This window comes from Marinobacterium sp. xm-a-152 (assembly GCF_013282965.1).
Lineage (GTDB): Bacteria > Pseudomonadota > Gammaproteobacteria > Pseudomonadales > Balneatricaceae > Marinobacterium_E.
Window position 1 is genome coordinate 239,414 of sequence record NZ_WBYI01000003.1, and the last position, 21,410, is coordinate 260,823.

Here is a 21,410-nt window from a genome sequence, read left to right on the forward strand (position 1 = left end):
ACACAATCTTAAACGAGTAAGCAGAGTGCTGGCGTTGGGTATTAAAGATTATTTGATCAAAACACCCCGTTATACCGTAACTTTCAGACAATTTTTAACGATGAATGTCGATGAAAATGACTCACTGAAAATTGTTGGCACACTAGTTGCTGTGGAAAAAGAACAACAACCTACTCAAAAGAGGATCTACATAATGGCTAAGAAAGCTTTACTAACCGCTTCTATCCTTGCTGCAACAATGACTGCTGGTGCAGTTCAAGCAGCTACTCTTGACGATGTTAAGAGCCGTGGCACCCTAACTTGTGGTGTATCTACTGGTCTTGCAGGCTTCTCTCAAAAAGATGAGAACGGCAAATGGAGCGGTCTCGACGTTGATATGTGTCGTGCGGTTGCAGCTGCAGTACTTGGCGATTCAGAAGCTGTTCAATACAAACCGCTAACCGCTAAAGAGCGTTTCACTGCGCTAGCGTCTGGCGAAATCGACATGCTATCTCGTAACACGACTTGGACTCACACTCGTGATACATCACTAGGTATCAACTTTGCTGGTACTAACTACTACGACGGTGCGTCATTCATGGTCATGAAAGACCTAGGCGTATCAAGCGCAACTGAGCTAGACGGTGCAAACGCATGTATCCAAGCGGGTACCTCTACTGAGCTTGCAATCGCTGACTACTTCCGTGAGAACGGCATGTCATACAAAGCAGTTACTTTCGATACCTCTGACCAAACTCGTCAAGGTTTCGAATCAGGTCGTTGTGACTTCCTAACATCAGACGGTTCTCAGCTAGCGGCACTTCGTATCGGTCTAGCTAACCCAGGCAATGCAGTGATTCTTCCCGAAGTTATCTCTAAAGAGCCTCTAGGCCCAGTAGTTCGTCAAGGCGATGACCAGTGGTTCAACATTGTTAAGTGGTCTCTAAACGCAATGATCGAAGCAGAAGAGCAGAAGGTCACTTCTGCAAACGCAGCTGACATGAAAGCGAACGGCAACCCAGCTAACAAGCGTCTACTAGGTGCTGAAGGTGAACTAGGTGCTAACCTAGGTCTAAGTGCTGACTGGGCTTACAACATCATCACTCAAGTAGGTAACTACTCAGAGTCGTTTGAGCGTAACGTGGGTATGGATTCACCACTTAAGCTAGCACGTGGTATCAACGCGTCTTGGCGTGATGGCGGTATCCTATACGCACCAGCTATGCGCTAAAACCGAAGCGATCTAAAAAGGGGCACAACAGTGCCCCTTTCTGCGTGAAAGCACTCTATTTTTAGGTTAATTCAATGTTCAAACAAAAAACCATTGAAGAGGTTAAGTCAGCGAGCCGTAAATCGAGCTCCGGAACCACCTCCAACGCCTTTTATAACAACCCACGCATCCGCGGTTTCTTCTATCAGATCGCACTGGTCGCTGGGTTGCTCTATTTCTTTGGCACCATCATTGGCAACACGCTGGCCAACATGGAAGCGACGGGGATCAAAACCGGTTTCGACTTCTTAGGCGCAGCTGCAGGCTATGATGTCTTGATGTCGTTGATCTCCTTTGAGTCGACCGACACCTACGGACGAATATTTGTTGTCGGTTTCTTAAACACCCTTTTGGTCTCGGCCATCGGTATCTTCTTCGCGACGCTACTTGGATTTATCTTTGGTGTGGCGCACTTCTCGCATAACTGGTTGATTCGTAAGATTGCTCTGGTCTATGTAGAAATCTTCCGAAACGTACCGCTTCTGCTACAGGTGTTCTTCTGGTACTTCGCCGTTCTATCCAGTCTGCCTGGCGCTCGCCAAAGCTTGAGTTTAGGCGAAGCTGTGTTCCTCAACGTTCGCGGCCTCTACCTACCTAAACTGATTGGCGGCGATCTATCATCTTTGGTCTGGATCGCTTTAGGCGCTGCCGTTGCAGGAATTTTTGTACTGCGTCGCTGGGCCAAAAAACGTCAAGAGCTGACCGGCCAACAGTTCCCTGTGCTGAAGACCAGCATCGCCATGGTGATTCTATTTCCATTAATTGTTGCAGCGTTAACGGGCTTTCCATTCACCGTTGAATACCCAGCTCTAAAGGGCTTTAACTACTTCGGTGGTATTACCGTCATCCCAGAGCTGATGTCGCTTGCCATTGCGCTGTCGGTCTACACTGGTGCATTCATTGCCGAAGCCGTGCGTGCAGGTGTGCAATCGATTCCACACGGTCAAACAGAAGCGGCTCGCAGCATTGGTTTGCGTGAGAACAAGATCATGTCATTGATCATCGTGCCTCAGGCAATGCGTGTCATTGTGCCGCTACTGAACTCCGAGTATCAGTCACTGGTGAAGAACTCTACGCTAGCGGCGGCGGTCGGTTATCCCGATCTATTCAACGTATTTGTCGGCACCGCTCTTAACCAGACTGGACAAGCGATTGAGACCATCTTTATGACCATTATCGTCTACTTTGTGGTCAATATGGTGATCTCGTTCCTCATGAACCGATTTAACAGCGCGGTTGCGTTGGTGAGCCGATAGGAGAGCATAATGAAAGAATTTCAGCCTATTGCAGCCCGCCCGGCACCGATTAAAACCGTCGGTTTTACAGCCTGGCTGCGTGACAACCTTTTCTCTTCGATCCCGAACTCGGTCGTAACCCTTTCAGTCATTGCACTGTTGGCTTACTACCTACCACTTATCTTTGACTGGGCTTTTTGGTCGGCAAATTTCACCGGCACCACAGAAGATGCCTGTGTCAAAGAGGGGGCTTGTTGGGTCTTTATTAACGCTTGGTCTTACCAATTCTTCTATGGGACTTACCCTGTTGAAGAGGTATGGCGTATCAACCTTACCCTAGTCTTACTAGTGATGGTGATTGCGGCGTCATTCACACTGCCAAAATCGATTCGCCTAAAAGCTTCCATCACCTCTTGGTTACTACTACCGATTGTGGGTATCGCTATCCTAGATGGCCGTTGGTTAGGCCTAGAGGTTGTCAGTACTGATTTGTGGGGCGGATTTACGCTCAACGTCTTTATGGCAGCCGCCAGCATTATCGTCGCCTTCCCATTCAGCTTCCTGTGGGCTTTGGGTCGTCGCTCAGAGATGCCATTTATCCGATCTGTTTCAGTTATCTTTATCGAGTTCTTCCGTGGTGTTCCGGTACTGTCGCTCTTCTTCATGGGCTCAGTCATGCTGCCACTCTTCTTTGCAGAAGGAACGAACGTCGATAAGTTGATTCGTGTCTGGTTGGTATTGATCTTCTTCATGTCAGGTTACATGGCAGAAGTGTTCCGTGGTGGTTTCCAAGCTGTCCCGTCGGGTCAATACGAAGCGGCAGATTCGATCGGCCTTAGCTACTGGCAGAAGATCCTGTTGATCATCTTGCCGCAGGTTATCAAAGTGTCGATGCCGAACATTCTGGCTACCTTTGTCATGCTGTTTAAGAACACAACCTTCTTGTTGATCATCGGCATCCCAGAAGTCGTTCAAACACTACAGACAGCTCTGTCTAACTCCTACTGGCTAGGTGGCCATGCGCTTGAAGGTTACCTATTCGTCTTCCTCGTGTTCTGGGGAAGCTGTTTCAGCATGTCGGTGCTTGCTCGCCGCATCGAACGTCAAATGAATACTGATAAGAGAGACTAATCATGACCGCAACTAACTCAGCAGCAGACTCTCAAGATGTCATCGTTATTGAGAACCTAAACAAGTGGTACGGTAATTTCCATGTACTACGTGATATCAATCTGCGTGTTAAAAAAGGTGAGCGTATCGTTATCTGTGGCCCGTCGGGCTCAGGCAAATCGACCACCATTCGCTGTATCAACCGCCTGGAGGAGTTCCAAGAGGGATCTCTAGTGGTTGACGGTGTCGAGATGATTGAAGATGTTAAGAATATCGAGAAGATCCGCCGCGACGTGGGTATGGTGTTCCAGCACTTCAACCTATTCCCGCACCTAACCATTTTGGAAAACCTTACACTAGGCCCGATCTGGGTTCAGAAGAAGCCAAAAGCGGAAGCTGAAGAGATCGCAATGAAGTACCTAGAGCGCGTTAAGATTCCTGATCAGGCTGATAAGTACCCAGGCCAGCTATCGGGTGGTCAGCAGCAGCGTGTCGCGATTGCGCGCTCCCTCTGTATGAACCCGAACATCATGCTGTTTGATGAGCCGACGTCAGCTCTCGATCCTGAGATGATCAAAGAGGTACTCGACGTCATGGTTGAGCTCGCTGAAGAGGGTATGACCATGTTGTGTGTGACACACGAGATGGGCTTCGCTAAGAAAGTTGCTGACCGTGTCATCTTCATGGATGCAGGACAAATTGTGGAAGAGAATGAACCCAACGAGTTCTTTAACAATCCACAGAACGAGCGTACTAAACTCTTCCTAAGTCAGATTCTGGGGCACTAATACAGAGCCTTCACCCCTCAATGAAGGCTAAAGCTCTTCTCAGGGCTGAAGCTCTCCACAAAGCGGTTGTTGCCATTGGGCCTCAACCGCTTTTTTGTCTAAGCCCTTTGCAAGCAGATAGTGCAGCTTGGCAAAGGCCGCTTCAGGTGTCATATCAAAGCCCGGCAATGCGCCCAACTCTGCTAACAAAGCTCCGGTCTCATAAGCCCCTGGAATGACTCGACCTTTCAGACACTGGGTCATGTTGACCAACAGCACACCTTTCTCATGAGCACGCCTTAGTGCATCGCCAAAGTCACTGCTGGTCGTTGGAATATTGCCACTGCCAAAGCTCAACAACACAACAACTCGCAGGCGATCATCCGTCAGAAGCCCATCCATGATAGCGGCAGACATTCCGGGGTAGATCAAAAGGGTCGCGACTGCGCCCTCTTGGTAGCCCAGCACTTCTGGAACCGCAGCTTCATGGATAGATGAGATCTCACCGTTTGGCATCTCAAAAGCGACATAGTCCTGAGCATCCACTTTTCGAACGCGGTTTGCCTGAAGATTAAGTCCGCCAAAACAGACACGAACGCCTTCAACATCAGGCTGGGCCAGATAGCTAAGCGAATCCAACAGGTTAGTTGGCGCATCACTGCCCTCAACACCTAAGGGGTACTGAGATCCCGTCACCACAACAGGCTGACTCAAACCCAGCAGCGCAAAGCTTAACGCCGATGCGGTGTACGCTAAGGTATCCGTGCCATGAATCACAATAAAGCCGGCATAGTGATGCTGTTCAGATAGGATCGTTTCGCAGATGCGCGTCCAATCATTTAAACGAAGATCGGAACTGTCGATGAGGGGAAGCAGGTCGACGAGATCAAATGAATAGTGCGCCAACTCTGGTACCTGTTCTCGCAGCCGTAATTCAAGATCGGCAGCGGGCGCCAGCCCGGCTTCACCTAGCACCATACCAAAGGTGCCACCGGTATTAATGATCAGAACCTTATTCATCACCCGCTCCTTGAGTCGTTTCACGAATGAAGTGAGCCGTTCTGAGCGCTAACTGACCGATTGAAGGATCATTCAAAAGATCAGCAGAGATCGATCGTGATCTCTCTTGAATGGTCTTATAAAAGGTTGGAGTGGAGCCGCTGAAATAGGCCAAATCATAAAGAGGCATGACTCGAGTAAGCAGTGCTTCGTACTCCTTCAGCAGCCCTGCAGAGGCTTCTAAATCACTTAACTGTCGCAACAGTGCAATCTGTTGTTCCAGGGCAGAACAGAGGGTGGTAATGACCGTTGGTGCGAGAGTGATTGGAATCAATTCATAACAGCGCTGCCAACAGATGGTCATGGCCGAGAGGCGCTCAACACGCTCAGCCAAATCGCCACGCTCCATGATAAGCGATGGCAACTCTGGGGCAGGAGGGTGCTCGAATCGTAGCTCCCAGCCACGCTGCGCCTTGCTACGCTGACCAATCCACAGTGGGCTCAATCGAGTCAATTGTTCAGCAAGATCAAACAGAGCACTGGCATCGCCCTGTTTTAGCTCTAACTCCACTTCAGAGATCGGCTCAATACGATTACCGGTTCGTACTTCACCCTGATCACAAGCGATCTCGATCTGCGTCTGTTCGCGTTGATAGAGCCAAGTTGTGCGCTTAAAGTTGGTTGAAAAGACAGGGTAGAGGCTGTCACTGTCGAGATCGGCGGGCAGCAACTCCTTTAGAAGATCCAACTTGAGATTGGGCCCATCGATCACCCACTCATATTCACCACGAGTGGAGAGCCCCGATGCATCGGTTATCCCAGTCGTTTTCAAAGTCTGCAGCCACTGATCGCCAGATTTACGAATGCGCAGCGCCATTTTCATCCGTTTCAAAGACTCATCCGGCGTATCGTAGTAGAGATTGAGAAGGAGCTTTGATTCACTGGGTAAGTCACTTAAAAACGGCAGTGCGCAGACCTGTGCTGCCACAGTCGGAAGGCAACCTAACTTTAACTCAAGCTCTTTGGACATGATTCCATTCTCAATAACGCGGATGTTTAAGCCATTGTACAAGAGTTTTGAGCTCTGAATCAGTGACCAACGCACTGGAACAGGATAAAGTCAGATGAAATATTTATGGAGAGCCGACCATGCCCATGCCACCCAAGCCGATAGAGATGATCAGTTCACTGATAGCTGTGCCCTCTATCAGCTCAACCACACCGAAATGGGATCACTCAAACCTCGGCGTCATTGAGTTACTGCACAGCTGGTGTGAATCGCTAGGGTTTCAATGTGAGGTGATGCCGGTTCCCAACAACCCAGGCAAAGCCAATCTAATAGCAACCTTGGGCACAGGACCTGGCGGTCTCGTTCTCTCTGGCCATACCGATACTGTGCCCTGTGATCCAGAGCTGTGGAAATCAGACCCTTTTAAAGTCGAAGAGCGTGATCAAAAACTGTATGGGCTGGGCACCTGTGACATGAAAGGCTTTTTAGCACTGGCGATTGAAGCCGCCAAGCAATACAAAGATACACCCTTACAAGCACCGCTGATCATTCTCGCAACAGCCGATGAGGAGTCCTCGATGTCTGGGGCAAGAGCCTTGGTCGATGCGGGCAAACCCAAAGCACGTGCTGCGTTGATCGGCGAGCCGACCAGCCTGAAACCGATCAGAATGCATAAAGGCATGATGATGGAAGCGGTTCGCATTGAGGGGCAAGCGGGTCACTCATCCGATCCATCGCTTGGGGCCAATGCGCTAGAGGCGATGAGTGGTGTGATGAATGAGCTGCTCACAATACGCAGCGAGCTTCAGTCTAAGTATCAGAACTCAAACTTTAGAATCGACGTCCCGACCATGAATTTGGGCTGTATCCACGGTGGTGATAATCCCAATCGGATCTGTGGGCAGTGTGAGTTGGAGTTTGACCTTCGCCCGCTACCTGGCATGTCGATGGATGGACTGCGAAACCTAATCAGCGATCGGCTCAAGCCGATAGAGCAGAAGCACAGAGTGGATCTGAGTGTTCGCTCACTATTCCCCGGCATCCCTCCGTTTGAACAGAGCGAAAGCGAATTTGTGGCATGTGTCGAACGACTCACTGGACACAAAGCGGAAGCGGTCGCATTTGGCACAGAGGCGCCCTTCCTGCAGCAGATGGGGATGCAGACACTGGTACTCGGACCTGGGTCGATTGATCAGGCTCACCAGCCAGATGAGTTCTTAGCGCTGGATCAATTCGCTCCAACCCTCGATCTGTTGCATAATCTAATCAATCAATACTGTGTGAAAGGCTGTTAACGATGGATAGCTCATCGAACTATGTGAAGTGGTTTAGGCACTCATCACCCTACATCCACCATCATCGTGATAAAACGATGGTGATGATGCTGACGGGTGAAGCCGTTGCCAGCGACAACTTTGCTAACATTATTCATGACATTGCGCTGCTGAATGGCTTAGGTGTTAAGCTCGTTCTGGTGCACGGTGCGCGCCCACAAATTGATCAACGCCTTCAAGCTGCCGGCAAAGAGGTTAGACTGCACCACGATCAGCGTATTACCTCACCCGACCTAATGGGTGATGTCATTGATGCCGTGGCCAATGTCAGAACCGAATTTGAAGCACGCCTCTCTATGAGCCTTGCCAACACACCGATGCACGGCGCCAAAATACGTGTTGTTAGTGGCAACTTTGTTATGGCTAAACCGCTGGGTGTTCTTGATGGCGTGGACATGGGATTAACCGGCGAGCTGCGTCGCGTCGACAGTGAAGCGATTCAGCAGCAGTTAGCCCTAGAGAACATAGTGCTGGTGACCAACCTGGGTTACTCACCGACTGGAGAGATCTTCAACCTATCGGTTGAGGAGGTCGCAGTGAATGTAGCGACAGCATTGAACGCCGACAAACTTGTGCTGTTTGGCGCACAGCAGGGTATACGTGATAGCCAAGGCGAGTTACGCAGTGAACTGCTCGCGTCGACGGCTAAACGTCTGGTTTCGCACTATTTAGCGAATATTGATGACCCGACTCAACCACACTCCGAGATCGCTTGTCTGCTTGGTGCCGCGGCCGATGCTTGTGAGCGTGGCGTGCCACGTTGTCACCTAGTGAGCTACCAAGAAGATGGTGCACTGCTAACGGAGTTGTTCACCCGGGATGGTTACGGCACGATGGTCAGCCGCCACTCCTATGAGCAGGTCAGGGAAGCGAGCATCGATGATGTCGGCGGTCTGATTGATCTTATCGCCCCTCTAGAGCAGGCCGGTGTGTTGGTGCGCCGCTCTAGAGAGCTGCTCGAATCTGAAATTGAGCGCTTCTCTGTCATTGAACGAGATAATGCGATCATTGGCTGTGCCGCGCTCTACCCCTTCCATGCAGAGGGCGTTGGTGAGCTTGCCGGAATAGCGGTCAGTGATGAGTATCGTGGTGGTGAACGTGGTGATAGTCTGCTTGAGCACATTACTGAGCGAGCTAAAGCCATTGGCCTGAAAGAGTTGTTTGTACTGACAACAAGAACCGCACACTGGTTCTTGGAGAGAGGCTTTGTAGAGCGCGATTTAAGCGCACTACCCACTGAACGTCAGGCGCTCTATAACTTTCAAAGAAACTCAAAAGTCTTCTTTAAAATCTTGGAGTAATCACTCCTCACCAGCCGGAAGGCGGAGTCTAATCTGGGCTCCGCCAAGCTCCGACTGCGCTATTTCGATACCCCCGTTGTAACTGCTGACAATATCCGTCACAACGGCTAAACCTATGCCCTGACCAGGTCGAGAGGTGTCGAGACGAGCACCTCGTCCAATGACAACCTGATGTTCCTCTGTCGAGATAGCTTGGCCATCATTCTCTATAACAATCTCTAACCACTGCTGCTCTTGCGTCGCAGAGAGACGAACCTGATGATCACAATACTTAAAGGCATTCTCAATCAGATTACCCAGCATCTCCATCAGATCTCGTTCATCACCCGCGAAGAAATGATTTAACCCTTCACGCTCGACATCGATCTCTTTTGCGGCATAGACCCGGCCAAGTGCATTAACAATACGATCGACCGACAGCAGCAAGCTGGTGGCGCCTGTCATAGCCTGCTCTTTAGACTTCACCGCACGGCTCAATTGATACTGCACAATCTGAGTCATGCGATCACTCTGCTCTTCAACCAAGCGTTTATAGCTCGATTGCGAGTGTTGCTCTTCTCCGGCACCACGAATCACTGCCAGTGGTGTTTTAAGACTGTGTGCAAGGTCGCCTAGGGTGTTGCGGTAGCGCTCTCGTTGCGAGCGCTCGGATTCGATCAGGCGGTTCAAGTTCTTGGTAATACGCTCCACCTCATAGGGATAGACACCTTCAAGCTTCTCCGCATCACCCTGCTCAATCATAGAGAGGTCGTCAGCAAGATCATCCAAGGGTTTCAGACCCCAACGAAGAATAAAGAACTGCAGCAAAAGAGCCAGCAAGTAGACCGCTAATAACCAACCCCACAACTGGCGTTGGAAGGCGAGCAGCTCTTCCATCGCGGCCGCATCTGAACTCACTATCGCGATGGTGTAACGAAACTCCTTCTCTTCAATCTCCCAAACCAGTGGGTAGACGTAGAGGTAGAATCCTTGATCTTTTAAGTGCTGAAATCGACTACTGCCCGGCTCCGGCTGGATGGTTGAAACCTGCATGAGAAACTGCTCTTCGAGCAGTGCACTCGACTCAGACTGCCAACGCAATAGACCTTGAGCATCGAACACCAGCCCTGATAATCCAGATTGGACCTGACTGAAACGCGGCTCTTGAAGGCGGCGTGGTAGGACGAGCTCCCCCTCCACCAGATCAGCGGACCCCAAAATACCATAGGTTTGCAGTTGCGCTTGGGAGCGCTCCGATGCAAACAGACTGCTCTCGTAGGCGTTCTGCAGTGCTGCACCGGCGAAAATAATCAGAATAGGGAGCAGCACAATCGACGCCCAAAGGAGTCGAGTCTGCAGAGATCCGGGCACCCATTTGATGCCCGAAAAGAACTTATTCAGAGGCTTCCAGAGCAAAACGATAGCCTAGACCTCGGACGGTCATGATCGGATGCAAGGTCTGATCAGGATCCAGTTTTTGACGAAGACGACGAACAAACACTTCCAACACATTGGAGTCGCGATCGTAATCTTGATGGTAGAGATGCTCAGTCAACTCAGCTTTAGAGATTGTCTTACCAGCGTGCACCATTAGGTATTCCAATGTGCGGTACTCATAGCTGGTCAGTTTAATTTCTGAGCCATTAACAAATACGGCACGTGCGACCGTATCCAAAGTAATGGGGCCAAAGGTCATCTGCGGGGAGGCATGACCTGCAGCACGGCGAAGCAGTGCATTCACGCGCGCATTCAGCTCTTCCATGTGGAAAGGTTTAACAAGGTAATCGTCAGCGCCCGCTTCTAACCCCTCTACCTTATCCTGCCAATCACCGCGTGCAGTAAGAATCAAAATAGGGAACTGTCTCTGCGCTTTACGCCAGCCTCGAATAACATCAAGGCCTGACATGCCGGGTAGGCCAATATCGACAATCGCAAGATCGTATTCAAACTCACTGCCCTGGTAGAGCGCTTCGTTACCATCACCGCAATCTTCTACAGTATAAGCACGACCCGATAGACCGCTGACTAGCTGACGACGTAGATCCGGATCGTCCTCAACGACGAGTATTTTCACTGTGCAGCCTCCTCACTTAAAGGAGCTTTCTCGCTTACAGGAACATCCTCGGTTACCGTATCCGATTCAGCTTCTGCAGCAAGCGGCTCTTCAAGAGGCTTAATAATGTCACCATTAGCTGCATCAATAACTACGTCTTTAACACGCCCTTCGTTAACGATACGTATAGTGAAGAGAAGCAGTCCAGCTTCGTCCGGTGTCTCTTCCGCTTTCACCACTTCGCCACCGAATGTGTCGATGGCCAGATCAGCTGCAGCCTTAAGATCAAAGGGCAATTGCACATCAGCCACGCTCACTTCAGCGGCACTGGTCGATTCAGGGGTGACAACAGGATCAATGACACCGTCAGGATTTGGCACGGCTTCAGGCGAGGTAACATCTGCTTCAACAACAGCAGTAACCGCATCGGCCACGGCCTCTTTATCAGCGGCACTAGCAACAGAAAACCCCAAAAACACGGGGCTCAACATCAACAAAAATAAGTGTTTCAAACACTCCTCCAAACACGAGGATAAAACAATGATTATTAGAATAACTCAGCACATATTAATTGAGTCTGAATCGGTAAAAAACCCTACTCAGAATAAGGAACCTGCGAACAAGTCTTTAAGCTGATCATTTCGTTCAATCTGATATACTGAGAGGATAATTTTTTGGCGTAATCAAAAGAGAGAAGACGATGCCACAGTACCGTTCAAAAACATCCACCGCTGGCCGCAATATGGCTGGTGCCCGCGCGCTTTGGCGTGCAACTGGCATGAAAGATGATGACTTTCACAAACCGATCATTGCCGTAGCCAACTCATTTACTCAGTTCGTTCCCGGCCACGTTCACCTAAAAGACATGGGGCAGCTAGTCGCACGTGAGATCGAACGTGCGGGCGGTGTTGCAAAAGAGTTCAACACCATTGCCGTCGATGACGGCATCGCGATGGGCCACGACGGTATGCTCTACTCTCTACCTAGCCGTGACATCATCGCCGACTCAGTGGAGTACATGGTGAACGCACACTGTGCCGATGCCATTGTCTGCATCTCTAACTGTGACAAGATCACACCGGGAATGTTGATGGCCTCTATGCGCCTGAACATCCCTGTTATCTTCGTCACCGGCGGCCCAATGGAAGCCGGCAAGACAAAACTAGCAGAGCACAAACTCGATCTAGTCGATGCAATGGTACTGGCAGCCGATCCAACGGCTTCCGATGAGACAGTAGACGCCGTTGAGCGCTCAGCCTGTCCAACCTGTGGTTCTTGTTCTGGTATGTTTACGGCCAACTCGATGAACTGTTTGGCAGAAGCTTTAGGTCTTGCTCTACCAGGTAACGGTACGGTCGTGGCAACCCACGCTGACCGTGAAAACCTCTTCCTAGAGGCAGGCCGCCGCATCGTTGAGATGGCAAAGGACTACTACGAGAATGACAACGAACGCGTTCTACCTCGTAGCGTTGGATTCAAAGCCTTTGAAAACGCGATCACGCTGGATATCGCAATGGGCGGTTCTACCAATACCATTCTTCACCTTCTAGCGATTGCTCAAGAGGCAGAGATCGACTTCACATTGGCTGACATCGATCGTCTTTCACGCGTCGTCCCACAGCTCTGTAAAGTGGCGCCAAATACACCTAAATACCACATTGAAGATGTACACCGTGCGGGTGGCATCATGGCCATTTTGGGTGAGCTCGATCGTGGCGGCAAATTACACACCGACGTTCCAAGCGTAGCTGGTAAAGATATGGCTGAAGTGCTCGACAAATGGGACATCATGCGCAATCCAACACCGGAAGTCGTTGAGTTCTACAAAGCGGGTCCTGCCGGTATTCCAACTCAACAAGCCTTCTCTCAATCGACGCGCTGGCCATCTCTTGATGGGGATCGCGCCGAGGGTTGTATCCGTTCAGTAGAGCACGCTTTCTCTCAAGAGGGTGGCCTAGCTGTACTGTTCGGCAACCTAGCTCAAGATGGTTGTGTTGTGAAAACAGCCGGTGTTGATGACTCGATCCTTGTGTTTGAAGGTCCCGCACACATCACCGAATCTCAAGACGAAGCGGTTGATCATATCCTAAACGACCAGGTCAAAGCGGGCGACGTTGTCATTGTTCGTTACGAAGGTCCTAAGGGTGGCCCAGGCATGCAAGAGATGCTCTACCCAACGTCATACATCAAGTCTAAGGGTCTAGGTAAAGCCTGTGCTCTTCTTACTGATGGTCGTTTCTCGGGTGGTACTTCAGGCCTATCGATCGGTCACGTCTCACCAGAAGCTGCTGGTGGCGGTAACATCGGTCTTGTTCGAGATGGCGATATAATTCGTATCGACATTCCAAATCGCACCATCGACGTGCTTGTCAGCGATGAAGAGCTAGCGACTCGTCGCGCAGCGCAAGATGCAGCGGGATGGAAGCCTGCTAAAGAGCGTCCTCGTAAAGTCTCTGCAGCGCTAAAAGCCTACGCGAAGCTTGTTACGGCAGCGGATAAGGGTGCCGTTCGCGATCTTAGTCAGCTGGACTGATCTAATCGCAAGCGACATAAATAAGCCGGCAGAAGTGCCGGCTTTTTTGTAGGTGTAGGGTTTAGAGCATCGGTTTTAAGAAACGCCCCGTCTCAGACCCTTCAGTATCAGCCACCTGCTCAGGGGTTCCTTCAGCGACAATACGACCACCGCCACTGCCACCTTCAGGCCCCAAATCGACTATCCAATCCGCCGTTTTAATCACATCGAGGTTGTGCTCGATAACAACGATGGTATTGCCGTGATCGCGCAGACGATTAAGGACCGTCAACAGCTGCTCAATGTCATAGAAGTGCAGACCGGTCGTCGGCTCATCGAGAATGTAGAGCGTCTTGCCTGTATCCCGCTTAGAGAGCTCTTTGGCCAACTTAACGCGCTGCGCCTCACCACCGGACAGCGTCGTTGCCGCTTGGCCTAATCGGATGTAACTCAAGCCGACATCGATCAGGGTCTGTAATCTGCGAGCCAAGGCAGGGATAGCATCGAAGAACTCTCGTGCGTCCTCAACCGTTTGGTCCAGCACCTCATGAATATTTTTACCCTTGTACTGAACTTCCAGAGTTTCGCGGTTGTAACGCTTCCCTTTACAGACATCACAAGGCACGTACACATCCGGTAGGAAGTGCATCTCTACCTTAATAACGCCATCACCCTGACAGGCTTCACAACGTCCGCCTTTGACGTTGAAGCTGAATCGTCCTGGTTTGTAGCCACGTGAACGAGCCTCTTGGGTACCGGCAAACAGTTCGCGTACCTGAGTAAAGATACCGGTATAGGTTGCAGGGTTTGAACGAGGGGTACGACCGATTGGACTCTGATCGATATCGATTACCTTATCGAAGTGGTCCATACCGACCACCTTTTTATACGGAGCTGGCGTTAAGGTCGTCGCGTTATTCAGTTCCGTTGCCGCAATCGGGTAGAGCGTATTATTAATTAGTGTCGACTTACCAGAGCCCGATACACCGGTGATACAGGTAAACAGGCCAACCGGAATCTCTAGGTCGACGTTTTGCAGATTGTTACCAGAGGCCCCAAACAGTTTGAGCGACTTCTTAGGATCACGCTCATGGCGCTGCTTGGGCACCTCAATGGCACGCTTGCCGGAGAGGTATTGACCAGTAAGTGAGCGCTCACTGTTAACGATATCCTCATAGCTTCCAGAACCAACAACCTCGCCACCGTGTACACCGGCACCAGGACCAATATCAATAATATGATCAGCTTGGCGGATCGCATCCTCGTCGTGCTCAACGACAATCACGGTATTACCCAGGTCGCGTAGATGCTCAAGCGTCTTCAAAAGACGCTCATTATCGCGTTGGTGCAGACCGATAGAGGGCTCATCTAGGATGTACATCACACCGACTAGACCGGCACCAATCTGACTGGCCAGACGAATACGCTGAGCTTCGCCGCCTGATAGAGTCTCTGCACTGCGCTCTAGAGAGAGGTAATCAAGTCCGACATTGACAAGGAAGCTGAGTCGTTCACGGATCTCTTTCAGCACTTTCTCTGCGATCTCGCCCTGTTTTCCCTCTAGCTTCAAGCCATTGAAGTAGTCCAATGCTGAACCAATGGGGTAACGTACAAGCTCTGGCAGTGTCTTGTCATCGATGAATACGTGACGCGCTTCACGACGCAGACGACTGCCAGAACAACTCGGACAAGGCTGCATGTTGATGTACTTCGCTAAGTCATCACGCACCATGTCTGACTCAGTCTCTTTATAACGACGCTCAAGGTTATTAATAACCCCTTCAAAAGCGTGTGATTTAGAGACGATATCGCCACGATCATTCAGGTAGCGGAATGGTACTGTCTCAGTACCGCTGCCATAGAGGATCACCTCTTGATGCTTTTTAGACAGATCCTTAAACGGCGTATCGATATCAAAGCCGTAGTGTTCGGCAACTGCTTTAAGCTGTTGGAAATAGTAAAGCGTGCGTCGATCCCAACCACGAATTGCCCCTTCAGAGAGCGTCAGAGTGTTATCTTGAACAACCTTGTTGGGATCAAAATACTGCTTAACCCCCAAACCATCGCAGCTTGGGCAAGCGCCGTGTGGGTTGTTGAAAGAGAAGAGGCGCGGCTCTAGCTCTTGAATGGAGTGCCCACACTTAGGACAAGCAAAACGCGCAGAGAAGATCATCTCTTCGCCCGCACCCTCATCCATCCAATCAACCGTTGCCAGACCGTCGGTAAGATTGATGGCGGTTTCAAACGACTCAGCAAGACGTTGCTGTAGGTCAGATCGCACTTTAAAACGATCTACGACCACATCAATACGGTGCTTCTTGTTCTTATCGAGCGCCGGGACATCATCTAAATCAACAACCGTGCCATCAATACGAGCTCGAACAAAGCCTTGGGCTCTTAACTCATTCAAAGTGTGCAGATGCTCGCCTTTACGATCCTGCACAACAGGTGCCAGTAGCATCAGTTTAGACCCCTCTGGCAGTGCCAACACTTGGTCGACCATCTGACTGATAGTTTGCGCCTTTAGAGGTAGATCATGATCAGGACAACGCGGTTCACCCGCACGAGCGTAAAGAAGGCGCAGGTAGTCATAGATCTCAGTAATGGTACCGACCGTTGAACGCGGGTTGTGGGAGGTCGACTTCTGCTCAATAGAGATGGCCGGCGAGAGACCTTCAATGTGGTCCACCTCGGGTTTTTCCATCATCGATAGGAACTGACGCGCGTAGGTAGAGAGTGACTCGACATAACGTCGCTGTCCCTCAGCATAGAGCGTATCGAAGGCAAGTGAGGACTTACCAGATCCCGATAGACCGGTGACTACGACTAACTTATCGCGGGGTATCTCTAGATCGATCCCTTTAAGGTTATGGGTGCGCGCACCGCGTACCAGAATTGTGTCCATTACTGCTCCGGCCGTGAAAAAACGAGTACTATATCATGCAGTTCAATACGACAGATAAGTAGATTGCAATTACGGCTGAATCGCCGCTTTTGATCTGTTAAAGTAACCTAAATTGATTAAAGTTTTTGTGCGGAGATAAGAATGGCACGCGGTATTAATAAAGTAATTCTAGTGGGTAACATTGGTGGTGACCCAGAGACTCGTTACATGCCAAACGGTGGTGCGGTGACCAACATCACACTGGCAACCAGTGACTCTTGGAAAGACAAGAACACGGGGCAAATGAACGAACGTACCGAGTGGCACCGCATTGTATTCTTTAACCGCCTTGCTGAGATCGCTGGTGAGTACCTTCGCAAAGGTTCAAAAGTCTACGTTGAAGGCGCACTGCGTACCCGTAAATGGCAGGGTCAAGATGGCCAAGATCGCTACACTACTGAAATCGTAGCGAGCGAAATGCAGATGCTAGATGGCCGAAATGGCGGTGGCGACAACATGGGCGGCGGTTACCAACAGCAGGGCGGCGATATGGGTTACAACCAACAACCTCAGCAAAGTGCACCGCGTCAACAAGCGCCTCAGCAGGCGCCGCAACAACAAGCCCCGCAACAGCAGCCTCCTGCGTTTGATGACTTTGATGATGACATCCCGTTCTAAGCGATCGCTTAGATAGGATAGCCATCAAGAAGCCACGAACTCCGTGGCTTCTTTTGGTTTGGACCGACTATGACATTGCTACCGACTGCTTACATTACAGGTGCCATTACCGGAGCGAGCTTAATCGCTGCGATTGGTGCTCAAAATGCCTTTGTATTAACCCAAGGAGTTAAGCAGCACTACTTTTGGCAGATTGCCCTCACCTGCGCATTGATCGATACCCTGTTAATTTTTGCGGGTGCCGCCGGCATGGGTGCTTTAATCAATCGCTCCGAGCTATTTTTAACCTTGGTTACCTGGGGCGGTGCTGCCTTTTTGATACTCTATGGATGCAAAGCAGGGTTGTCGGCACTCAAAAGCAACACTCTACAAGCTAATAAAAGCGCAGGTTTTAGCAGCCTCTCTACAGCATTGATGGCAACCGCAGCCTTAAGCCTGCTTAACCCCCATGTCTACCTAGATACTGTGGTACTACTGGGCAGCATTGCAGGGCGTTATGACAGCCTAGACACTTATTGGTTTGCAGCCGGTGCATCCAGTTTCTCTCTGCTCTGGTTTTTAACCATTAGCTACGGTGCGAGAGCGCTTACACCTCTGTTTGCCAATCCACTGGCTTGGCGCGTATTAGATTGCCTCGTAGCCCTTACTATGTGGACAATAGCTTACCTGCTGTTAACCGACTCTTTAGGGAAATAGGGAGAGATATGAACGAAGCTCAATGGTGGATATTCCTTCCAGCCTGTATCGGGATGAACTTTTTCCCTGGTCCCAATAACCTGATAGCACTGATACATGGGACACGCACTTCACTCTTTGCTGCATCAGTTGCCGGTCTTGCGCGTCTACCCGTCATGGTGGTGATGCTGGTTCTGCTTGCTTATGGCCTAGAAGCGCTGCTTGCACTAAGCGAACACGCTTTCTTTGTTATGAAGCTAATCGGTGCCGCTTACTTGCTCTACATGGCCTGGCAATCACTCCGTGCACAGGTCAACCTGAACAGTGTCGATGCACAAGAGACAAAAATCTGGGAGATGGCTCGATCAGAAGCGATCGTCGCCTCAACCAACCCTAAGTTGATCCTGATCTTCACCGCCTTCTTTCCACAATTTATGGATCCAACAGCCAATATCGCCGAGCAGGTTACTGTCATGGGCGGAACCTTTATTGTGATAGAGATCGGTGCGTTAATTGCTTATGCATCGGGTGGCCGCTGGTTGCAGAAAAAGCTCGCTGATGAGTCAAACACTAAGTGGTTGGCACGTTTCACCGCAACAGCATTAACGGCCGCGGCTGGTTTGGTGTTAATGCCATAAAAACGATTCGACCCCCTGCCACAGTAATCGCAGCGCAAGCAGAGTAATGACCAGTCGAAACAGCTGATTAAAGAGATCAGAAGAGATCTTATGCAGAATGTTGAGCCCGACCCAAGTGCCTATTGCGCCCGATAGAATCATTAGTGCGATGAGGGGCAGCCACTCAAGGAATGAGAATCCAACAAACGCGAACACAACACCCTTTAATAGATGTTGCCCCGTCAATGCAGCGGCCATTGTCGCTACTTTCGATAGCTTATCCGCTCCAGTGCGGTAGACAAGCCCTCCGACTAAAGGGCCGGTTGCTCCAACAAACATCGAGATAATCGTGGTTAACCCACCTGCTACAACTGCCCCTTTTGGAGAGAGACCACCCCCTTTCGGTTTAGGCCCCCAAACGATCCATAATATAAATAGGCCAACCGCAATTTGAATCCACGTCAGGGGCAACTGAACGACGATGAACGACGCAATCACCGCTCCTATGACGGCACCCGCCATAAATTGAGCGATCAATGGACGATCAATATGGCGCCAAGTCAGCAGTGCACGATTAAAATTAGAGCCAAATTGGACCAATCCATGCACCGGAATCAGTGCAGCAAGCGGCATTATCTGCGCCAAGACCGCTAGCAACAGCGCGCCGCCACCAATGCCAAGCGTTGCCGTTAGCAGCGAGGTAAAGCCTGAAAGCACAATTAGAAACCAAGATTCTGATACGGTCAGCAAATCGGGTAGCAGGGCGTTAATGGATGCGAGCATAGTAAATAAACTGTTAATGGAATTTTGACGCGGTCTTAATGGACCAGGGCCGGCTGAGTCACTGAGGGGGACTGCTGAAGCCAACTAGGCCATTTATCATAGTGCCACTCAGCGACCTCAAATAGCCGGTGCATAATATTCAGCCACTGACGAGCATTAACACGAGGCATGGCAAGAGTGGCACACTCCTCATCACAGAATAGCTTTAACGTCAGTCGCTCATGCGAGACATTCAGATCAACACGATTGATTAACCACTCAGAACTGCCCTCTATCGCCTTAACAGGTGCCTCTTCGACCTGAGCTTGTTGAGCACGGTATTGAGTAAATGATTGAAGAGTATCCGACTCAGGACGCCCCACTGTCTCTGATTCAATCGCTTTAACCATCGCCCCAATGAGTCGCACCAAAAGACGACGCGTTAGCCAAATGACAATCGTTTGCTGCTGACTCTCTTCGACCACCATTCGAATTCGGTCCTCAGACGGTGAGAACTCGGTGGTGAAGCGATTAATAGTGAAATCTGATGGCATATTAGAATTAGATAAACGGAACGAATGGCACGCAGCCCGACACAAGCAGGGCCGTTAATAAAAATATCATTAGGCGCATTTCAAAATCCTAAGCTATAAATAAGAGACTCATTATAGAGTTTGCTCCAGTAGTAAGAAACCGACGCATAGGCAAAAGAGTATCTGTAAATCATCAGCACAGGAGTGCAACCATGGATATGCAACAAAAAGAACAAACCCCGCTGACCATTCCTCAGGTCGCGTTTGATTGGTACGACGAATATGCACACGGTGATATTGACCGACGCACCTTCCTAGCGCGCTTAGGCACTTTAGGCATTGCAGGATTAACCCTTGGCGCAATGACGACAGCACTGACACCAAACTACGCCCTGGCGGAACAGGTCTCATTCAATGATCCCGAAATCAAAGGGAGATATGTAGAGTTCGAGTCGCCTGAAGGCCATGGAAAAGGGCGCGGATACCTAGTTGTTCCAGCAGGGGTCGATGAGATGAATGATGCGCCGACCGTACTGGTTGCCCACGAGAACCGTGGTTTGAATCCATACATCGAGGACGTCGCTAGACGTCTGGCCAAAGCAGGCTATATCGCCTTTGCACCCGATGCTCTCTATCCATTGGGTGGTTACCCAGGCAACGATGACGAAGGCCGCGCAATGCAGCGTACGTTAGAGCGAAGCAAAATCGTTGCAGACTTCATTGCAGCCGCTCAGTTTATTAAGAATCACGAGTTCAGCAGTGGCAAACTGGGTATGGTTGGATTCTGCTTTGGTGGCTACCTAGTCAATCAACTAGCGATCGATCTAGGATCAGATTTGAACGCCGGTGTTCCCTTCTATGGAACGCCTGCTGAAGACGGATTTGAGAAGATCACTGCTCCATTACAGTTCCACTTTGCAGAACTGGATAAGCGCGTGAATGGAACCTGGGTCGACTACCAGCCTATATTGGATAAGCTAGGTAAAACTTATACCGCTCACACCTACGCAGGAGTGAACCACGGCTTCCACAACGACTCGACTGCACGCTACAGCGAAGCTGAAGCAGAGCTGGCTTGGGAGAGAACCTTGGCGTTCTTTGCAGAGCATTTGAGAGGGTAGTTGGAGCGGTCTTGCGAAGGCCGGGAAGGTTGGGCGCGTAATTGGACAGCAGATGACAGGCTAAAGCCAGTCACTGGTGTGCTTAACTCACTACGAAGCTACGGTGACTGGCTTTCAGCCTGTCATCCGCTCTATCCGTTGGCAGAGATTCTGTTAAAACGTTGGAGCGGTCTTGCAAAGGCCGCGATGGATTTGGCAGAGATCCTGTACGAAGTTCGAAATGACCTACAATAGGTTACGAACGCTGTTCGAGTGAATGACCTACAATAGGTGCCGAGCGTTGCTCGTCATCGCTTCGCGACGCTTGCAGCGCCTCCCCGCCGCACTTTCAGTGCATGCGTGGTCACATGGGCATTCGCTCAGAAGTCTCCTTGCTACCAAAAAACAAAAAACCCCAGGACCTTTCGGTACTGGGGTTCTTTGTTTATTAGGTGCCTGGCAATGACCTACTCTCACATGGGGAAACCCCACACTACCATCGGCGATGACGCGTTTCACGACTGAGTTCGGTAAGGGATCAGGTGGTTCCACGTCTCTATTGTCACCAGGCAAAACTGGTTAACGCATTGGATACTGTAAGATGCGTCTTGGT

General features: G+C 50.4%; 20 protein-coding genes and 1 rRNA gene. 12 read left to right on the top strand and 9 right to left on the bottom strand.

The genetic code is table 11. From position 1 onward, the window contains the following. Positions 1–193 precede the first annotated feature (193 nt). From XMA152_RS04265 to XMA152_RS04280, 4 genes are all read left to right on the top strand, one after another. Positions 194–1,210 (top strand): amino acid ABC transporter substrate-binding protein, encoded by a 1,017-nt coding sequence (locus XMA152_RS04265; RefSeq protein WP_173480039.1) that lies wholly within the window; start codon positions 194–196, stop codon positions 1,208–1,210. Between the two features lie 74 nt (positions 1,211–1,284). Then, a complete protein-coding gene (locus XMA152_RS04270) occupies positions 1,285–2,505 on the top strand; it encodes an amino acid ABC transporter permease (protein ID WP_173480038.1) in 1,221 nt (406 codons plus the stop codon). Positions 2,506–2,514: 9 nt separating this feature from the next. Beyond that, a complete protein-coding gene (locus XMA152_RS04275) occupies positions 2,515–3,615 on the top strand; it encodes an amino acid ABC transporter permease (RefSeq protein ID WP_173482814.1) in 1,101 nt (366 codons plus the stop codon). A 2-nt stretch (positions 3,616–3,617) separates the two neighbouring features. Next, entirely contained in the window at positions 3,618–4,382 is a 765-nt protein-coding gene (locus XMA152_RS04280; RefSeq protein WP_173480036.1) for an amino acid ABC transporter ATP-binding protein, read from the top strand. 39 nt (positions 4,383–4,421) lie between these two features. Here XMA152_RS04280 and XMA152_RS04285 read toward each other — a convergent pair whose 3' ends face one another. Together XMA152_RS04285 and XMA152_RS04290 are read right to left on the bottom strand one after the other, a co-directional pair. After that, the gene (locus tag XMA152_RS04285) at positions 4,422–5,381 is read right to left on the bottom strand and encodes an asparaginase (RefSeq protein WP_173482815.1); all 960 of its coding nucleotides are present in this window, start codon (positions 5,379–5,381) and stop codon (positions 4,422–4,424) included. Beyond that, on the bottom strand, positions 5,374–6,390 hold the full coding sequence (locus XMA152_RS04290; RefSeq protein WP_173480034.1) for a CYTH domain-containing protein: 1,017 nt from the start codon (positions 6,388–6,390) through the stop codon (positions 5,374–5,376). Before XMA152_RS04290 ends, XMA152_RS04285 begins: the two co-directional genes overlap by 8 nt. A 119-nt stretch (positions 6,391–6,509) precedes the next feature. Between XMA152_RS04290 and argE the strand changes: the two genes are divergently transcribed. After that, entirely contained in the window at positions 6,510–7,664 is a 1,155-nt protein-coding gene (gene argE, locus XMA152_RS04295; RefSeq protein WP_173480033.1) for an acetylornithine deacetylase, read from the top strand. A 2-nt stretch (positions 7,665–7,666) separates the two neighbouring features. Then, on the top strand, positions 7,667–9,004 hold the full coding sequence (argA, locus tag XMA152_RS04300; RefSeq protein ID WP_173482816.1) for an amino-acid N-acetyltransferase: 1,338 nt from the start codon (positions 7,667–7,669) through the stop codon (positions 9,002–9,004). On the opposite strand, the gene XMA152_RS04305 is transcribed toward argA, so the two are convergent. The 3 genes from XMA152_RS04305 to XMA152_RS04315 are packed head-to-tail and all read right to left on the bottom strand — an operon-like array spanning position 9,005 to position 11,548. Further along, a complete protein-coding gene (locus XMA152_RS04305; protein ID WP_254448270.1) occupies positions 9,005–10,399 on the bottom strand; it encodes an ATP-binding protein in 1,395 nt (464 codons plus the stop codon). Then, positions 10,377–11,057, bottom strand: a complete 681-nt coding sequence (locus XMA152_RS04310) for a response regulator transcription factor (RefSeq protein WP_173480031.1) — start codon at positions 11,055–11,057, stop codon at positions 10,377–10,379. Before XMA152_RS04310 ends, XMA152_RS04305 begins: the two co-directional genes overlap by 23 nt. Beyond that, on the bottom strand, positions 11,054–11,548 hold the full coding sequence (locus XMA152_RS04315; protein WP_173482817.1) for a PepSY domain-containing protein: 495 nt from the start codon (positions 11,546–11,548) through the stop codon (positions 11,054–11,056). Before XMA152_RS04315 ends, XMA152_RS04310 begins: the two co-directional genes overlap by 4 nt. Positions 11,549–11,736: 188 nt before the next feature. On the opposite strand from XMA152_RS04315, the gene ilvD reads away from it, so the two are divergent. Beyond that, positions 11,737–13,569, top strand: coding sequence for a dihydroxy-acid dehydratase (ilvD, locus tag XMA152_RS04320; RefSeq protein ID WP_173480029.1), 1,833 nt, complete (start codon positions 11,737–11,739; stop codon positions 13,567–13,569). 61 nt (positions 13,570–13,630) lie between these two features. Here ilvD and uvrA read toward each other — a convergent pair whose 3' ends face one another. Continuing rightward, positions 13,631–16,453: an excinuclease ABC subunit UvrA gene (gene uvrA / locus XMA152_RS04325; RefSeq protein ID WP_173480028.1), complete on the bottom strand. Its 2,823-nt coding sequence runs from the start codon at positions 16,451–16,453 to the stop codon at positions 13,631–13,633. Between the two features lie 141 nt (positions 16,454–16,594). Between uvrA and ssb the strand changes: the two genes are divergently transcribed. The 3 genes from ssb (at position 16,595) to XMA152_RS04340 (ending at position 18,423) form a co-directional block, all read left to right on the top strand. Further along, entirely contained in the window at positions 16,595–17,110 is a 516-nt protein-coding gene (ssb, locus tag XMA152_RS04330; RefSeq protein ID WP_173480027.1) for a single-stranded DNA-binding protein, read from the top strand. Positions 17,111–17,179: 69 nt separating this feature from the next. After that, positions 17,180–17,806: a LysE/ArgO family amino acid transporter gene (locus tag XMA152_RS04335; protein WP_173482818.1), complete on the top strand. Its 627-nt coding sequence runs from the start codon at positions 17,180–17,182 to the stop codon at positions 17,804–17,806. A gap of 8 nt (positions 17,807–17,814) precedes the next feature. Then, complete coding sequence (locus XMA152_RS04340) at positions 17,815–18,423, top strand: LysE family translocator (RefSeq protein ID WP_173480025.1); 609 nt, start codon at positions 17,815–17,817, stop codon at positions 18,421–18,423. Here XMA152_RS04340 and XMA152_RS04345 read toward each other — a convergent pair. Together XMA152_RS04345 and XMA152_RS04350 are read right to left on the bottom strand one after the other, a co-directional pair. After that, a complete protein-coding gene (locus XMA152_RS04345; protein WP_173480024.1) occupies positions 18,412–19,185 on the bottom strand; it encodes a sulfite exporter TauE/SafE family protein in 774 nt (257 codons plus the stop codon). The genes XMA152_RS04340 and XMA152_RS04345 overlap by 12 nt on opposite strands. Before the next feature lie 35 nt (positions 19,186–19,220). Continuing rightward, positions 19,221–19,718, bottom strand: coding sequence for a hypothetical protein (locus tag XMA152_RS04350; protein WP_173480023.1), 498 nt, complete (start codon positions 19,716–19,718; stop codon positions 19,221–19,223). Between the two features lie 191 nt (positions 19,719–19,909). Between XMA152_RS04350 and XMA152_RS04355 the strand changes: the two genes are divergently transcribed. Both XMA152_RS04355 and XMA152_RS04360 read left to right on the top strand, forming a co-directional pair. Further along, the gene (locus XMA152_RS04355; protein ID WP_173480022.1) at positions 19,910–20,818 is read left to right on the top strand and encodes a dienelactone hydrolase family protein; all 909 of its coding nucleotides are present in this window, start codon (positions 19,910–19,912) and stop codon (positions 20,816–20,818) included. Next, the gene (locus XMA152_RS04360) at positions 20,819–21,052 is read left to right on the top strand and encodes a hypothetical protein (protein WP_173482819.1); all 234 of its coding nucleotides are present in this window, start codon (positions 20,819–20,821) and stop codon (positions 21,050–21,052) included. Positions 21,053–21,251: 199 nt separating this feature from the next. On the opposite strand, the gene rrf is transcribed toward XMA152_RS04360, so the two are convergent. Continuing rightward, positions 21,252–21,367: ribosomal RNA gene (gene rrf / locus XMA152_RS04365) — 5S ribosomal RNA — on the bottom strand. Positions 21,368–21,410: the final 43 nt, after the last annotated feature.

Bases quoted from the DNA above. Each gene is read 5' to 3' on its own strand.
- argE (WP_173480033.1), top strand. From the start codon at position 6,510: ATGCCCATGCCACCCAAGCCGATAGAGATGATCAGTTCACTGATAGCT.
- XMA152_RS04345 (WP_173480024.1), bottom strand. From the start codon at position 19,185: ATGCTCGCATCCATTAACGCCCTGCTACCCGATTTGCTGACCGTATCA.
- XMA152_RS04275 (WP_173482814.1), top strand. From the start codon at position 2,515: ATGAAAGAATTTCAGCCTATTGCAGCCCGCCCGGCACCGATTAAAACC.
- XMA152_RS04355 (WP_173480022.1), top strand. From the start codon at position 19,910: ATGGATATGCAACAAAAAGAACAAACCCCGCTGACCATTCCTCAGGTC.
- XMA152_RS04340 (WP_173480025.1), top strand. From the start codon at position 17,815: ATGAACGAAGCTCAATGGTGGATATTCCTTCCAGCCTGTATCGGGATG.
- XMA152_RS04265 (WP_173480039.1), top strand. From the start codon at position 194: ATGGCTAAGAAAGCTTTACTAACCGCTTCTATCCTTGCTGCAACAATG.
- uvrA (WP_173480028.1), bottom strand. From the start codon at position 16,453: ATGGACACAATTCTGGTACGCGGTGCGCGCACCCATAACCTTAAAGGG.
- XMA152_RS04285 (WP_173482815.1), bottom strand. From the start codon at position 5,381: ATGAATAAGGTTCTGATCATTAATACCGGTGGCACCTTTGGTATGGTG.
- XMA152_RS04290 (WP_173480034.1), bottom strand. From the start codon at position 6,390: ATGTCCAAAGAGCTTGAGTTAAAGTTAGGTTGCCTTCCGACTGTGGCA.
- XMA152_RS04350 (WP_173480023.1), bottom strand. From the start codon at position 19,718: ATGCCATCAGATTTCACTATTAATCGCTTCACCACCGAGTTCTCACCG.
- ilvD (WP_173480029.1), top strand. From the start codon at position 11,737: ATGCCACAGTACCGTTCAAAAACATCCACCGCTGGCCGCAATATGGCT.
- XMA152_RS04270 (WP_173480038.1), top strand. From the start codon at position 1,285: ATGTTCAAACAAAAAACCATTGAAGAGGTTAAGTCAGCGAGCCGTAAA.
- XMA152_RS04335 (WP_173482818.1), top strand. From the start codon at position 17,180: ATGACATTGCTACCGACTGCTTACATTACAGGTGCCATTACCGGAGCG.
- XMA152_RS04280 (WP_173480036.1), top strand. From the start codon at position 3,618: ATGACCGCAACTAACTCAGCAGCAGACTCTCAAGATGTCATCGTTATT.
- argA (WP_173482816.1), top strand. From the start codon at position 7,667: ATGGATAGCTCATCGAACTATGTGAAGTGGTTTAGGCACTCATCACCC.
- ssb (WP_173480027.1), top strand. From the start codon at position 16,595: ATGGCACGCGGTATTAATAAAGTAATTCTAGTGGGTAACATTGGTGGT.